This is a genomic window from Marinobacter profundi, from assembly GCF_002744715.1.
Classification (GTDB): Bacteria; Pseudomonadota; Gammaproteobacteria; order Pseudomonadales; family Oleiphilaceae; genus Marinobacter; species Marinobacter profundi.
In genome coordinates this window covers 57,467-72,175 of record NZ_KZ319377.1, presented here as the reverse complement: position 1 = coordinate 72,175, position 14,709 = coordinate 57,467, and the positions used below count along the sequence as shown (strand labels likewise).

Annotated in this window: 12 protein-coding genes; 3 read left to right on the top strand and 9 right to left on the bottom strand. The window is 63.0% G+C overall.

Annotated elements, in window-relative coordinates:
* Positions 1–257 precede the first annotated feature (257 nt).
* Positions 258–416 (top strand): YqaE/Pmp3 family membrane protein, encoded by a 159-nt coding sequence (locus CLH61_RS16825; RefSeq protein WP_022989318.1) that lies wholly within the window; start codon positions 258–260, stop codon positions 414–416.
* Positions 417–466: 50 nt separating this feature from the next.
* Here the strand turns inward: CLH61_RS16825 and CLH61_RS16820 are convergent, their stop codons facing one another.
* On the bottom strand, positions 467–2,110 hold the full coding sequence (locus CLH61_RS16820) for an MBL fold metallo-hydrolase (RefSeq protein ID WP_099615925.1): 1,644 nt from the start codon (positions 2,108–2,110) through the stop codon (positions 467–469).
* A gap of 207 nt (positions 2,111–2,317) precedes the next feature.
* On the opposite strand from CLH61_RS16820, the gene CLH61_RS16815 reads away from it, so the two are divergent.
* Positions 2,318–2,743 carry a thioesterase family protein gene (locus CLH61_RS16815; RefSeq protein ID WP_099615924.1) on the top strand — a complete coding sequence of 142 codons (426 nt, stop codon included), beginning with the start codon at positions 2,318–2,320 and terminating at the stop codon, positions 2,741–2,743.
* On the opposite strand, the gene CLH61_RS16810 is transcribed toward CLH61_RS16815, so the two are convergent.
* The 5 genes from CLH61_RS16810 to CLH61_RS16790 form a co-directional block, all read right to left on the bottom strand.
* Entirely contained in the window at positions 2,736–4,001 is a 1,266-nt protein-coding gene (locus CLH61_RS16810; protein WP_099615923.1) for an MATE family efflux transporter, read from the bottom strand. The two genes, CLH61_RS16815 and CLH61_RS16810, sit on opposite strands and share 8 nt — an antisense overlap.
* 55 nt (positions 4,002–4,056) lie before the next feature.
* A complete protein-coding gene (gene tpx / locus CLH61_RS16805; protein WP_099615922.1) occupies positions 4,057–4,554 on the bottom strand; it encodes a thiol peroxidase in 498 nt (165 codons plus the stop codon).
* Positions 4,555–4,699: 145 nt separating this feature from the next.
* Positions 4,700–5,917, bottom strand: coding sequence for a multidrug effflux MFS transporter (locus tag CLH61_RS16800; RefSeq protein ID WP_099615921.1), 1,218 nt, complete (start codon positions 5,915–5,917; stop codon positions 4,700–4,702).
* A 142-nt stretch (positions 5,918–6,059) separates the two neighbouring features.
* Positions 6,060–6,971 carry a LysR family transcriptional regulator gene (locus tag CLH61_RS16795; RefSeq protein WP_099615920.1) on the bottom strand — a complete coding sequence of 304 codons (912 nt, stop codon included), beginning with the start codon at positions 6,969–6,971 and terminating at the stop codon, positions 6,060–6,062.
* A 51-nt stretch (positions 6,972–7,022) separates the two neighbouring features.
* Positions 7,023–8,174 carry an alpha/beta fold hydrolase gene (locus CLH61_RS16790; RefSeq protein ID WP_099615953.1) on the bottom strand — a complete coding sequence of 384 codons (1,152 nt, stop codon included), beginning with the start codon at positions 8,172–8,174 and terminating at the stop codon, positions 7,023–7,025.
* 264 nt (positions 8,175–8,438) lie between these two features.
* Here CLH61_RS16790 and CLH61_RS16785 point away from each other — a divergent pair, with 264 nt between their 5' ends.
* Positions 8,439–9,341: an acyltransferase gene (locus CLH61_RS16785; RefSeq protein ID WP_099615919.1), complete on the top strand. Its 903-nt coding sequence runs from the start codon at positions 8,439–8,441 to the stop codon at positions 9,339–9,341.
* Between the two features lie 49 nt (positions 9,342–9,390).
* Here the strand turns inward: CLH61_RS16785 and CLH61_RS16780 are convergent, their stop codons facing one another.
* The 3 genes from CLH61_RS16780 to CLH61_RS16770 all read right to left on the bottom strand — a co-directional run bounded on the left by CLH61_RS16780 (position 9,391) and on the right by CLH61_RS16770 (position 14,706).
* Positions 9,391–11,361 (bottom strand): ribonuclease R family protein, encoded by a 1,971-nt coding sequence (locus CLH61_RS16780; RefSeq protein WP_099615918.1) that lies wholly within the window; start codon positions 11,359–11,361, stop codon positions 9,391–9,393.
* A gap of 156 nt (positions 11,362–11,517) precedes the next feature.
* Positions 11,518–11,967, bottom strand: coding sequence for a DUF411 domain-containing protein (locus CLH61_RS16775; protein WP_099615917.1), 450 nt, complete (start codon positions 11,965–11,967; stop codon positions 11,518–11,520).
* A gap of 126 nt (positions 11,968–12,093) precedes the next feature.
* Positions 12,094–14,706: a heavy metal translocating P-type ATPase gene (locus CLH61_RS16770; RefSeq protein WP_099615952.1), complete on the bottom strand. Its 2,613-nt coding sequence runs from the start codon at positions 14,704–14,706 to the stop codon at positions 12,094–12,096.
* Positions 14,707–14,709 lie beyond the last annotated feature (3 nt).

Below are 14,709 nucleotides of genomic sequence, written 5' to 3'. Positions count from 1 at the left end.
AATCCTCACAGGTCGTGCGCCGGGAACCAAGGGAGTTCATCTGACGCTCCCAAGGATAATTGTCCTTTCGGGTCATGAATACGGCTGTGACAGAGGTTTAATGCCACTTTCATGAACTCTGCGTGGACACCTGCAACCATGGGATATCGCAGTGCTTCACAAAAAGTGCGGTCAGCCGTGCGCTATACTCAGAGCCAGGTTACAGGGGGCACGCATCGATCCTGTGTCTGTTATACGTTGTTCAAGGAGAAGAGTGTATGGACCTTTTGCGTATTCTGATTGCGATTTTGTTACCGCCATTGGGGGTTTTTTTACAGGTGGGGATTGGCAAGCATTTCTGGATCAATATCGTGCTGACGTTGCTGGGGTACATTCCGGGCATCGTCCACGCCGTATGGGTGATCGCCAAAAAATAGGAATTTGATCGAAATTTGCTAAAAAAAGCCCGGATTCCCGGGCTTTTTCGTTATTTTCGCCCCAACCACTGCCACTGCTCGCCCGCGCAGTGCGCGATCCGTTCCTCCGCCAGTTTGAGCAGGTGCGCCAGTGCCGAGCGCGATGCCAGTCCATGCAGGGCCGGCGGTACGTCGTCATAGATATGGGGGGTCAGTTCCTTGAGGGTGCCGGGGCCATGCAGCTGAAGCGCTTTCACCACTTTGTGCTCACGGGCCAGCCGATGGGTGGTGAGGTGGTCGATGGCCGCGTGGGGGTTGCCCATCAGGAAGCCGTGCCCCGGTGCAATAAAGCGGATGGTCTCCTCCAGCAGTCGTCCCAGCGAGCGTAGATAGGCACCCATGTCGCCGTCCGGTGGGTTTATCACCACGGTGGAGCCCTGCATGATGTGATCGCCGGAGAACAGGATATGCTGGTTCTCCAGCAGGTAGCAGACATGATTCGAGGCGTGGCCGGGAGTGAGGATGGCCCGCAACGGACCCGCATCGCTGCCAAAGGGTTCGCCGTCCCGGGGAATCAGATCCGGTTCGAACGATGTGTCCTGGGAGGCGCCCTCGGGAGCCGGAATGCCCACCAGCCGGGCCCCGGTGCGCTCCCTGAGTACCCTGGCGGCGGGTGAGTGGTCGCGATGGGTGTGGGTCACCAGGACATGGCTGATGCGCCCGCCGGTGAGTTCCAGGATACGTTCGATATGGCCGTCGTCGGCGGGGCCGGGGTCAATTACCATGAAGCGGTCAGCGGTGCCGAGCAGGTAGCAGTTGGTACCCGGGCCGGTCATCATGCCGGGGTTGGGTGCGGTGAGTCGCTGCACGCCCGGTCCGAGGGTGACCGGCTCGCCCGGCACAATGGCTGCACTGGCGGTGCTGTCACGGGTTGGATCCAGTTTGCGGACTTCATCGTAGGCCGGAGCGCCCGGTTCGATCTCGATCCGGCGCCCGTCCTTGTATGCCGGCCAGGACCGGGTGGGATAAGGCTCTGGCGGGTTGGCGTGGGCGTAGGTCATCAGTGCCCGGGTGTCGTTGAAATCTGCCAGCAGGCGCAGGGTGCGGATAGTCGGCAGCCCGAGCAGCAGCTGTCCCTGGCGATGCTGCGCCAGGGCCTGTTGCGGGCAAATCCAGCGGTGGTCAATGGTTTCCACGCCATCATGACGGGCCTGCTGGCCGGCAGGGGCCACCGCCACGAAGAAACGGGTATCAAAGCGCCGCGGCGGTCCGGGCGGGGTAATCCAGTGGCTGAGGTAACCCAGCCGGTCCAGGGGCAGGGTCAGGTCATGGCGCTGCAGCAATTCTGCCATGGTCACCTCGCCCTGGTTCAGGGCCGCCCACTCGAAGTCAAAGACCGGGTGTTCCGGCGATGGCAGCTGACCGTCACGGTCCATCGCCAGCAGGATGCCGGCTTCCTCGAAACACTCACGCACGGCGGCAATCATGTAGTCTGCTCCGCCTTCGTCCAGGCTCATGGTCTGGCTGATCGCCTGGTCGTCGGCGCCGGTCATCCGGTCCCGGCAGCTAACGTCCCCGTTGTCTACCGCACCGCCCGGAAACACATGGTAGCCGGGCAGGAAGACGGCATCCCAGGTGCGTTGCAGCAGGAGGACTTCAAGACCGTGGTCGGAATCCCGGGTTAGCACCAGGGTGGCGGCAGGGCGAATCTCCATAAGTCACCATTGTTATGTTTGTGCCGGCGATGGGGCCGTGTTGATTGGCAAGCCTCTGAACAACTCATTAGCTAACGATGTTTTTCCTAAACATAACTGAAATACCCCGGGCCTGTCTGTAATTGATTTGGCTCAGGTGAAAGCGCCGGAGTGGCAGAGTATGATGGCGCCTCGTTTTCCTGACCCAGCTGCAGCAGGTGTGTTCCGGTGGCCCGAATCAAGCTTTCCTTTCCCGATGATGTGTTCTGTTTCGAAACGTCGATGCCTGTGCGGAGCACGGATATCAATGGCGCCAATCACCTGGGTAATGACGCGCTGATTTCCATGCTGTCCGAGGCCCGCGCCCAGTTCATGCTCACCTACGGGGTAGAAGAGACCGCTGCGGCCGGCGGCGGCATCATCGTGACGGACCTGGCGACCATGTACCAGTCGGAATCGTTCTTCCCGGAGATGCTGCGTTTTGAGGTCGGGGTGATGGACTTCAACAAGTACGGCGGTGACTTTGTGTTCCGGGTCACCAAGGCCGACAGTGGGCAGCCGGTAGCACTGGCCAAGTACGGCTTTGTGTTCTTTGACTTCCGCAAGCGCCAGGTGATGCCGTTACCGGAAAGCTTCCGCGCCCGCTTCAACTGAGCCGGCGTATCCCCGCCCGGTAAAAACTGTAAGCCATGGCGCCTGCCAGCAAGTTGCCCACCAGCGCTCCGCTCATCAGCCCGGTGATGCCACCGAGCTGGGCGCCCAGCCAGAGCAGCGGCAAAAAGCAGACAAACAGCCGCAGGGTAGCCACCAGCATTGCCCGCAAGGCCAGCCCGAGGGCGTTGCACACCGAAACCATCAGCATGCAGACGCCCAGCCCGCTGTAACTGAGCGGTACCCGCACCAGGTAACTGGTGAGGATGTCCTGCACATTACCGTCCGTCGTAAACAGCGCGGCGACCAGCCCCGAGGCTCCCAGCCAGAGCAGGCCGATGGCGAGTTGCCAGACCACCACGAAGCGCACTGCCAGCCGCACCAGCTGGCGAATCTGTGGGATGTCGCCGGCGCCCAGCAGGCGGCCGATCATCGGCGGCAGCGACATGGTCAGTGCCAGCACCACCACGATGGAGAAGAATTCCAGCCGTGTGCCCAGCCCCCAGGCCGCCACTGCGGCGGAGCCGAAGCCTGCCACCAGGGCGGTCGCCAGCATGGCCGAGGCCGGCGGCATCAGTTGACTCACCATGGCCGGCGCCATGATGCCGTTGAGCTGCCGCAGAGCCTGGCCAAGGGCAAGCTGGCGCAGGTCGAAACGGATCCACTGACGCCGGAGCAGCTTGGGATAGATTACCAGACAGCCGAAGGCGAAGGCGGTAATGGTGGCGAGGGCCGCCCCTGGCAGGCCCCAGCCGAAGACAAAGATATAAAGCGGGTCGAGGGCGATATTGAGCAGGCTGGTCACCACCATCAGGTAGCCGGGCAATCGGATATCGCCATGGGAGCGGCACACGCTATAGCCGAAATACAGCATGGCGCCAACCCAGGCTGCCACCAGCCAGGGAATCCAGTAGCTGCGGATCAGCGGCAGCAGGGTCTGCTCGGCACCGAGCAGGATCATGACCGGAGTTCGCAGCAACCAGAGAACAACACACAGGCCGAGGACCAGGCCGGCTCCGACGGTGATGACCAGTCCACCAAGTCTTTCCGCGCGGCGCTCATCCCCGGCACCAAGGGTGCGGGAAATGATGGCGGTGGTGGCGATGCCCAGGCCCACCTGCAGGCCGATGATGAGCTGCTGCATGGGCAGAGTGAAGCCGAGCGCAGCCAGGGGGTCGCGGCCCAGCTGGCCGATAAAGGCACTGTCGGCCAGCTGGAAGGTCATCAGCGAGAGCACCCCGAACAGCATCGGCCAGGTCATGGTGAAGAGCTGACGGGGGAGACTGGCCCTGGCGGAAGGTGGTACCACGGGTTGCTTAGAGGGCGTTCAATGCGGCCTCATAGTCCGGCTCGTTCTTGATCTCGCTGACCAGCTCGCCGTGCAGGACCTGGTTGTTCTCATCCAGCACCACCACCGCGCGGGCGCAAAGGCCGGCCAGCGGACCACTCTGGATAGCGACACCATAATCCTGCAGAAAGCCGCCGTTACGGAAGGTCGACAGGGTGATGACGTCTTTCAGGCCTTCGGCACCGCAAAAGCGGCCGGCAGCAAACGGCAGGTCCGCAGAAATGACCAGTACCACGGTGTTGTCGAGACTGCCCGCCTTCTCGTTGAACTTGCGGGTGGAGGCGGCGCAAACTCCGGTATCAATGCTCGGGATGATGTTGAGAATCTTGCGCTTGCCGGCAAAGCTGTTGAGGCTGATCTCTTCCAGCCCCTGGTTGGTGAGGGTGAAACCGGGCGCGGTGGCGCCGTTCTGCGGGAAATTGCCGCCGATTTCGATGGGATTGCCGTCCAGTGATACCTTGCTCATGAAATGCTCCTTTGAGGCTGAAGACTCGGGTTGTGGTGAATTACAACTTACTCCGGACTCTCCACTTTGGATGCAAATTTTTACCGTTACAAGTCCGGGGTGCAAATGAGCTTCACAATCCCGGAGTGCGGCCAGGGGCCGCTCCTCACTCGGTGAAGGACACCGGTTTCAAGCTGGGGGCCGGATGGCGCTGGACCAGCAACAGGTAGCTGGCCAGCGCCGCCACGGCGAAGATGGCAATGACTGAGGCCATCACCAGCGACGTACCGTCGTGGAGGTAACCCACCAGGGCCCCGCCACAGGCGGCAACGGCCATCTGGGTGAAGCCGAACAGGGCGGACGCCGAACCGGCCATGGTGGGGAAGTTGGCCATGGCACCGGCCATGGTCTGCGGCATTACCATGCCGACACCGATCATGAACAGCGCCTGGGGCAGGATCACCGCCCAGACGTTGTAGACTTCCGCCATGGCGAGGCCGGCCATCAGTGAGCCTCCGGCCACCGCAATCACCAACCCCCGCAGCAGTACCTGATCGGGCTCCAGACGGTTGCCCAGGCGCACCGACGCCAGGTTGCCGGTGACATAGCCGGCGACCATGCAGGCAAAGAACAGTCCGAAGTGTTCGGGTTTCACGCCGAGGAAATCTATCAGCACAAACGACGAGCCGGACAGGAAGGCAAACAGGCCGGAAAAGATCAGCGCGTTGGTCAGGGTGTAGCCGAGAAAGCTGACGTCGGTCGCAATACGGCGATAGTTGCCCAGCAGGCTGCTCGGGCGCAGTGGCTGGCGGTGTTCCGGGCGCAGGGATTCGGGAATACCAATGGCCACCACCACCGCCATGACCGCGGCATAACCGCCGAGGGCGAGGAAGATCGCCGGCCAGCCGAACCCGGTCACCAGCAGTCCGCCCAGAGTTGGGGCAATGGCCGGTGCCAGCGCCATGATGCTGGCCAGAATCGCGAGAATTTTCGCCGCTTCCCGGGGGGTGTAGATATCCCGGATGGCGGCGCGGCCGAGGACGGGGCCGGCGGATCCGCCGAGGGCCTGCAGGAAGCGGCACAGGATCAGCGTCTCGATGTCGGTAGCCAGCGCACAGCCCACGCTGGCGATGGCAAAGAGCAAAAAGCCGGCAATCATCACCGGCTTGCGACCGAAACGGTCGGCAATCGGGCCACAGACCAGCTGGGCCAGGGCGAAGCCGGCCATGTAGAGGCTCAGGGTGAGCTGGACCGCGTCGGCTCCGCTGCCAAAGTCGCTGCCAATTTGCGGCAGGGCGGGCAAATACATATCGGTCGCCAGTGGCCCGAGGGCGACAGCGGCGGCAAGCAAAATGGTGGTCCAGGTACTGGTGAGTGCGAGCATCGGGTTTCTTACCTTCGGGGACGGCCGGACCGGCAAGGGGTTGCCATAACCCCGCCGTCAGAATATGGAGGTAAGTCTAGGGATATTGGGGACAAAGAAAACGGAGGGCTTGCTCATACAACCTATGAACAAAACAGATTGATTAATCGTTGAGGCCGTTGATCGTGGCGGCCACCGCATTGACCTGGTTGCGCAGCCAGCGGTGGGCGGGATCGTTCTGGTTCCGCTGGTGCCACAGCATCAGCAGGGTGAAGGGCTTGAAATCGAAGGGCAGGGGTACCGAGGCGAAGTCCCGCAGCAGGTGCTTGCCCATCCGTTCCGGGGCAGTGGCGAGCATGTCGCTGTCCCGGAGAAATTCCGCCAGGCCGGAGAAGTTGGCGACGGTAACCACATTACGGCGGCTGAGCCCGCGCACTTCCAGGGCAGTTTCCAGTGACGGTTTTTCACCGGCAGCAAACATCAGTGCCACGTGATCGGCCTGGAGATAGCCGGCCAGGTCTTGCGGCGGGTCGCGCCGAGTTGGGTCGTAGAACACCACCATGCGATCGCCGAGCAGGCCCCGTTGCATGATATCGCCCGCGGCCGGTGGATGGGGCGAAATGATTAGATCGCAGAGGTCCTTGCGCAACATCTCAGCCCGCGGCATCCCGGAAGGAATTACCTGCAGGCTGATGCCGGGCGCTTCTCGCCGCAGGGTCCGCACCAGTCCCGGCAGCAACAGGTCGCGCTGGTAATCATTGGCCGCAATGGTAAAGGTAAATTCCGCGGTGGCCGGGGTGAAGGGCGGCCCGGCGGACAGCGATCTGAGGTCGTCGAGAATCTGACGAATGTGCGGGCCGGCATTAAGGGCATAGCGGGTGGGGGTAATGCCGCGGCCTGACTTGACGAACAGCGGATCACCCAAGGTCTGGCGGAGCCGTTCCAGGGTGTGGCTGACCGCCGACTGGCTGACACCGAGTTTCACTGCGGCGCGGGACACGCTGCCTTCGTCCAGGACTGCAAGGAAGGTGCCCAGGGCGCGAATGTCGAGATTGAATGTATCAACAGGATTCATGAATGGCAGTGTAAGCCAGGTATGGCCTGCCCCGCCAGTGTATCCCGCGCTTCAGTCCGAGCGCTGTGCCAGCCACTCCGCCAGCTCCAGCCAGCTTGCCTTTGGTGCCTTGCTGCCCGCCAGAATGCCCATGTGGCCGCCAGGAATCACCCGGAAGGTCTTGTCGGTAGAGCTGACGTGGTCCATGACCCGTTTGGCCGCGCCCGGAGTGACCATGGTGTCCTGCTGGCCGGCGATCGCCAGCAGGTTGGCACTTACATTCTCCAGTCGGGCAACGTCATCGCCAATCTGGATCTCGCCGCGGGACAGCTGGTTATCGATCCACACCCGCACTACGGTGTCCTGGATAATTCCGCCAGGGTAGGCCACCATGCGATCCAGAAAGGCCGAGGTGGTGGCGTGGTTGGTGACGAACTCCCGGTCACCCAGCCGCACCAGCAGCTCCCAGTAACCCATCACGCTGCCAATCGGATTGGTCAGTTTGAAGCCAATGGTATTGGCCCAGCCGGGGGTGTGAAACCACTGGGGTCTGACGTCGTGCAGCCGGAACCCGGTGTGCTTGCGCACCATTTCGGCCACCTCGGCAATGCGCTGGTACATCAGCCCCATCAGTCCCGAAGCATGGCTGTCGATGGGCGACCCCAGCACGATGGCGTTGCGGACGTGCTGATCATTGCTGAGTGCAGAATAGAACAGCGTGAACATGCCTCCCATGCTCCAGCCGTGCAGCGACAGCTCCTGCTCGCCGCTGTGTTGCCGCACCCGGTTCAGATACGCCGGCAGCAACTCCGCCACATAGGTGTGCAGGTTGTAGTGACTGTGGGCCCGGGTTGGCACGCCCCAGTCGATCAGATACACCTCGAAGCCCTTCGCCCGCAGGAAACGCACCAGGCTGCGCTGGGGAAACAGGTCGTAGATCAGCATGTTAACCGCCAGCGGTGGCACAATCACTACCGGGGTCCGGTGGGCCGTGCGCTCGACGGCGATGGTTTCACCATCCAGTTCGATGGCGTCCTCGGCCAGCGGCGGGTAATAGCGCAGGCTCACCAGGCCGTCGGTATGGAGCGTCTCGAACGGCGTCTGCCCCGCCTGCACCAGACTGGCGGCACGGAACACCCGGTCAAAGGCATTGCCAGCGTACAGCGCGGATTGCCGGGTTAGCTCTGCGGCCTTGTCGGCGGCAGCTCTGAAAAAGTTGGGCATGGGCAGGTCCATGGTGCTCTGAAACTCACGTCGAAAGAGTGGAAACCCCGGCATTCCCGGCAAGGCGGGAGGAGAGTCCTGCCCGCTGATTGCCGGATTCCGGATCTTGCAGTCTGGCCATAAAGCCTACCGCCGCAACGGCATGGACGCCATGGCATAACTGTCACCGGCGGATGGCAAACCGGTCACCCGGGCACTGCCCAATCCTGCCTCCGGTTGTTATGATTGCAGCCCATTACACACAACAACCAGAACAGGACCACCATGCTCAGCTTCCTGCCCGCCCCCGTTATCGGCGTCCTCAATGCCATCCTGCTTGGCATCAATACCCTGTTCTGGTGTCTCCTGCTGTACATCCCCGCGGTGCTGAAGCTGATCGTTCCCCACAAGGGCTTCCGCGTCCTTTGCACCCGCGTCATCATCTGGATTTCGGAGTCCTGGGTGGCCTGCAATACCGGCTGGATGACGCTTACCCAGGGTACCCGCTGGCAGGTGCAGGGGGCCGATGAGCTGCAACGGGAAAGCTGGTACCTGGTCCTGGCCAACCACCAGAGCTGGGTTGATATCATGGCCATGCAGCGGGTGTTCAACCGCAAGGCGCCGTTCCTCAAGTTTTTCCTCAAGCAACAGCTGATCTGGGTGCCCGTCATCGGCCTGGCCTGGTGGGGGCTGGATTTCCCGTTCATGAAGCGCTACAGCCGCGAGTACCTGATCAAGCACCCGGAAAAACGCGGTGAGGACCTGACAGCCACCCGCATTGCCTGCGAGAAGTTCCGCTACACCCCGGTGAGCGTCATGAACTTCGTCGAAGGTACCCGCTTCACCCCGGCGAAGCACGCCAGGCAGAAATCGCCCTACACCCGCCTGCTGGTGCCGAAAGCCGGTGGCGTGGCCTTTGTGCTGGACGCCATGGGCGATGCCATTCAGACCCTGGTGGACGTCACCATTGCCTATCCTGGCGGCGCCCCGACGTTCTGGGACTTCATGTGTGGTCGGGTGAAAGAAATCAGGATGGAGATCCACACCGTGGCCATCCCGGAGCATCTCAAGGGCCGGGATTACTCAACGGATGCCGAGCATCGCCGCAATGTGAAGGACTGGCTGGCCGTTCAGTGGCAGGCCAAGGATGACCGGCTGGCGACCATGCTGGGGGAGCCGCAAGCCTGAGAACAGACCGTGCCTGCCGGTTGCCCGCCAGGCACGGCCCCGCCGGCTGTTACGATGCGGGGGCATCCACGGCGTCCGCCACCAGGCGGAAGTTGATCTGCTTGCGCTCGTCGTCCACGTCGGCGAACGTCACGGTGACCGGTTGCTCCAGCTGGAAGATGCGACCGTTCTTGTTGTGAATCAGCCGCAGGGTGACCGGGTCGAAGCTGTACTTGCCATCCAGGGTCTTGCAACTGACAAAGCCTTCCAGACCGTTGTCGTCCAACCGGACGAAAAAGCCAGCAGGTGTGGTCCGGCTGATTACCCCGGTCATCGGTTCCTCCCCCAGTCCTTTGGCAAACTCGCATTTCAGCCAGTTTTCCAGACTGTTCGCGGCCTGCCGGGCGCGGAGCTGGGCCGCCTGCAGGGCTGCCAGTGCCTGCTCGCTCAGGGCCTGGTGGCCTTCCTGCCACAGCCGTGACTTGATCAGCCGATGAACGTAGAAGTCACTGAATTTGCGCAGTGGTGAGGTGAATGTGGTGTAAGCCTCCAGCCCCATACCCTGGTGGGGGGCCGCACTGAACGACAGCTCTGCCCGCGCCAGCTGGCGTGACAGGATGGCCTTCAGCGGCACTTCGGCTTCGACCTGTTCGGCCTGCTTCATCAGTTCGCGGAAGCCTGCGGCGCTGGCCGCATCCAGGCTGGCCAGCGCCGGAGCGTGCGCCTCCAACAGTGCGCGGATGTTGTCCAGCCGGTCGTCCCGCAGGCCCGGATGCTGGATGAACAGGCCATGCTCCTGCTGGCGCAGGAAATCGGCGGCGCAACGGTTAGCCGCCACCATGCACTCCTCCACCAGGCGGTGGGCTTCGTTCGGAACCGCCGGCTCGATCTGGCGGATGCGCTTGTTCTCATCCAGCCGCAGGCGGAACTCCGGCCGGTCATTACTGAGCAGGGCATGTTCCCGGCGCCACTTGCGCAGTGCGGTCGCTACCTGGTGGAGCTGGTCAAGGCTGTTGCTGACGGTTTCCGGCAACGCCCGCACGTCGTCGTCTTCACGGCCTTCGATGACGTTGTTGACCAGCTCGTAGCTGAGCTTGCCGCGGGAGCGGATCGTGGCGCGGTGGAAACTGTAGTCCCCCAGACTGCCATCGTTATTCACTTGCAGGTTGCACACCAGTGCCAGGCGGTCGACGTCCGGCATCAGTGAGCACAGCCGGGTGCTCAGGGTGTCCGGCAGCATCGGCAGCGGTTCACCGGGAAAATAGATCGCGGTGGCACGGCTGAGGGCTTCGGCTTCGGCAGCGCTGCCCGGCTCGATGACCGCCGTCGGGTCGGCAATGGCAATAGACAGCTTCCAGCCGGTGGCGTTGGGCTCGGCAAACAGCGCGTCGTCCATATCCTGGGTGCCCGGGCTGTCGATGGTGACATAGGGCACCTCGGTCAGGTCCTCGCGGCTGCCGCCCAGGGCGGCGATGGATTCTTCGCCCAGCGTACTGGCATGCTGTTGCACCGGCTCCGGCCAGGTATCCGGCAGGTCGAAGGTGGCGAGGGTGAAGGCGCGTTCGATCCCCGGTTCGCCGGCTTTGCCGATAACGCGCACGATACGGGCCTGGCCCTTGCCATCCCTGATCGGGTGGCGGTGAATCTGGCAGTAAACAAAGTCGTCTGGCCGGGCATTCATCCGTTCCTTGGGCGGGATAAAGATCCAGCGGTTTACCCCCGGGGTTTCCGGCACCACAAAGTGGCCCTTGCCCTTGACCAGGTAGCGACCCACAAATGTGGTCAGGGAGCTTTCCAGCAGTTCGTCCACCACGCCCTGGGTCTTGCCTTTTTCCACTTCCTGCTCGGTGATATTGACCCGGTCACCGGGCAACACCTTCTGCATCTCTTCGGGCGGCAGAAACACATCCCGCCCCTCGTCAAGGGCAACAAAGCCGAAGCGGCCGGTGGTGGCTTTCACGGTACCGGAGAGGACTACCTTGCTTTCCTTGATATCGGTTTTCAGCTGGCGCAACTGGCTGAGGGCGTCGGCATTGAGCATGAACAGGACCTGGCTGGGGGAAAAGTAAATGTTGGAGCGGAGTATACCGGTTATGACTGAATGAGTCAGACCCGTTACACGGGCTTAATGCCGGAGTCCCCCTGGCGCCGTTGCCGGCACCAGGTCCCGAGGCTGTTCGCAGTTGTCCGTCGGTGCTTAATTATGTTCGGCAAACACCCGGGTTTGACCGGCCCCGTTGAACAGAATGACCTTGTAAGGGTCCTTGCGGTCGCCCATTTCCATGCCGGGTGAGCCGGCGGGCATGCCCGGTACGCTCAGGCCGGTGGCCCGGGGGGCTTCGGCAAGCAGACGTTTGATATCGTCGGCCGGCACATGGCCTTCGATGACGTAATCACCGACAAAGGCGGTATGGCAGCTGCCGAGCCCGGGGATGAGTCCGGCGTCAGCCTTGATCTTGCCCATGTCATTGGTGTTAGTGGCGGTCACCTCGAAGCCATTCTCCTCCAGGTGTTCAATCCAGTCACCGCAGCAACCGCAGGTGGGGGATTTGTAGACATGGATACTCTGGGCGGCACCGCCGGCGAGGGCGGTGGCACTGAATCCCAGGGCGGCCGTCAGGCCAAGTGCCAGGGTGTGTCGCTTCATGTTAGCTACCTCAGTGGTGATGTTGATGATCGCCGGAGCTTTTAGTGCCGGAGCCGGAGAGCCAGAACCACCAGACGATGGCGGCCATCAGTGCAAGTCCTCCAGCGTTGACCAGGAGTGTTTCCATCAGTTCCGCTCCTTTTGCGGTTTCGGATCAGGGCCGGATGCATTTCGCGCCGGCTGGTGGCTGGTTCGGAACAGCCGTAACCGGTTGGCGTTGGAAACCACGGTGACGGATGACAGCGACATCGCTGCGCCGGCCAGGATCGGGCTCATCAGGATTCCCCACAGAGGGTAGAGCAGGCCGGCGGCGACCGGAATACCCATTGTGTTGTATATGAAGGCGCCGAACAGGTTCTGGTGGATGTTTCTCACCGTGGCCCGGGATATTTCAATGGCATCCGGCACACCGTGCAGTGAGCCCCGCATCAGGGTGATGGCGGCGCTCTCGATGGCCACGTCGGTACCGGTGCCAATGGCGAAGCCGACATCCGCTGCCGCCAGGGCCGGGGCGTCGTTGATGCCGTCGCCAACCATGGCCACGGTGTAGCCCTTGCCGCGCATTTCACTGACCACGTTGGCCTTGTCCTCGGGCAGCACTTCGGCCCGATAGTCGTCGATGCCGGCGTTAGCGGCGATGGCTTTGGCAGTGGCATTGACATCGCCGGTAACCATCATTACCCGGATGCCGGCGTCGTGCAGACGCTGGATGGCGGCCCTGGAGTCCGGCTTGATGGCATCGGCGACACCGATTACGCCCAGTACGGCGTCACCGTGGGAGAGGAACAGCGGGGTGCCGGCCTCTGCGGTAATGGTTGCGGCTGCCTCGTCCAGGTCGTCGAATGCCAGGCCCTGGCCTTCCAGCCAGCGGCGGTTACCCAGCCGCAGGGGGCGGCCGTCAAATTCGCCGGTTACCCCTTTGCCGTTGAGGGCTTCAAATCCGGTAACGGCCGCGGCCTCGACGCCATCCTGCTGCGCCTTGCCCAGGATGGCTTCCGCCAGCGGGTGCTCGGAATGCTGTTCGAGTCCCGCGGCCAGCGCCAGCAGGCGCTGGCTGTTGCCATCGCGGGCGTGTACGCGGGTGACTGCCGGATGACCTTCGGTGATGGTGCCGGTCTTGTCCAGGATCACCAGGTCAATCTTGCCGGCCGTCTGCAGGGCATCGCCCTGGCGGATCAGCGCCCCGTATTCCGCCGCCTTTCCGACGCCCACCATCACCGACATGGGGGTGGCCAGACCGAGCGCGCAGGGGCAAGCGATGATCAGTACCGTGGTGGCGGCCACCATCATGTGAACTACCGCCGGCTCGGGGCCCAGGTTGTACCAGGCCAGCGCCGATACCACGGCGACCAGCATCACACTGGGCACGAACACCGCAGAAATGCGGTCGGCGAGCCGGCCGATGGCGGGCTTGGAGCCCTGGGCTTTCTTTACCAGCTTGATGATCTGCGCCAGCGCTGTTTCGCTGCCCACCCGGGTGGCCTGGTAGATGATTGCGCCGTGGGTGTTGAGCGTTCCGGCAGCCACCTCGTCACCGGTGGCTTTGCTGACCGGCATGGGTTCTCCGGTAAGCATGCTTTCATCGATGCGGGTGGCACCCTCGACAATCACCCCGTCCACGGGCAGCTTTTCACCGGGGCGGACCCGGATGCGGTCACCCTGGCGGACCTCCGCCACCGGGATATCCCGTTCCTCGCCGTCGCGGATGACCCGGGCGGTTTTAGCCCGCAAATCCAGCAACCGGCGCACGGCCTCCGAGGTTTTGCCCTTGGCACGAAGCTCCAGTGCCTGGCCCAGGTTGATCAGGCCGATGATCATCGCCGAGGCTTCGAAATACACGTGGCGGGCCATCTCCGGCAGTGCCTCGGGGATGCTGGCGACCACCATGGAATAAAGCCACGCGGTGCCAGTGCCCAGGGCAATCAGGGTGTCCATGTTGGCGTTGTGGTGGCGGAAGGCCTTCCACGCCCCGGTGAAGAAATGGCCGCCGGTGGCCGCCATCACCACCAGGGTCAGGGCGCCGAGGGCCAGCCAGCTGGTCTGGTTCGCTTCGGTCACCATCATGGAGCCGAAACCCATCCCCCAGATCATCAGGCCTACCCCGAGTGTCAGGCTGACCGCCATCCGGATCAGTGACACCCGGTAGTGCTGGCGGTCCTGTTCCTGCTTGCGTTCGTCCGCCTCATCGGCATTTTCGATCACCCGGGCGCCGTAACCGGCGCTCGCCACCGCCTCTACCAGGGCCAGGGGGTCGGCATGGCCACTGGCGGTGGCGGTATTGTCGGCGAGGTTCATGTGGGCATGGCTAACCCCCGGGACTGACAGCAGCGCCTTCTCGATGGTACTGACACAGGATGCACAGGTGGCGCCGGTGACCGACAAGGCAACCTGATCCTCTGCCGCGGCCCGGCCAGTGCTCCCGGCCATCGTCTGCTCGCGGTTATTGCCGTCCCCGTCGCCGGTTGCTGCGCCGTCCTTCTTGCCGGCGCAGCAACCGGCCGGTGCCGCTGCCGCCGGGCTTATCGGCGTGGCAGGATAGCCCGCCTCGGTTACCCGGCGGGCGGCCTCTGCAAGGTCGCTACCGGCTGGCAGGGCGACGGTCTGGTCGTCCAGGTTTACCTGGACCCGCTTGGTGTCACCGGTCAGCGGCGCCAGGGCGGTACGGATTTTCCGGGCACAGCCCTGACAGGATGCGCCGGAGATGTTCAGGGCTGGCTGCAACTCGATGGTATCGGTCATCCG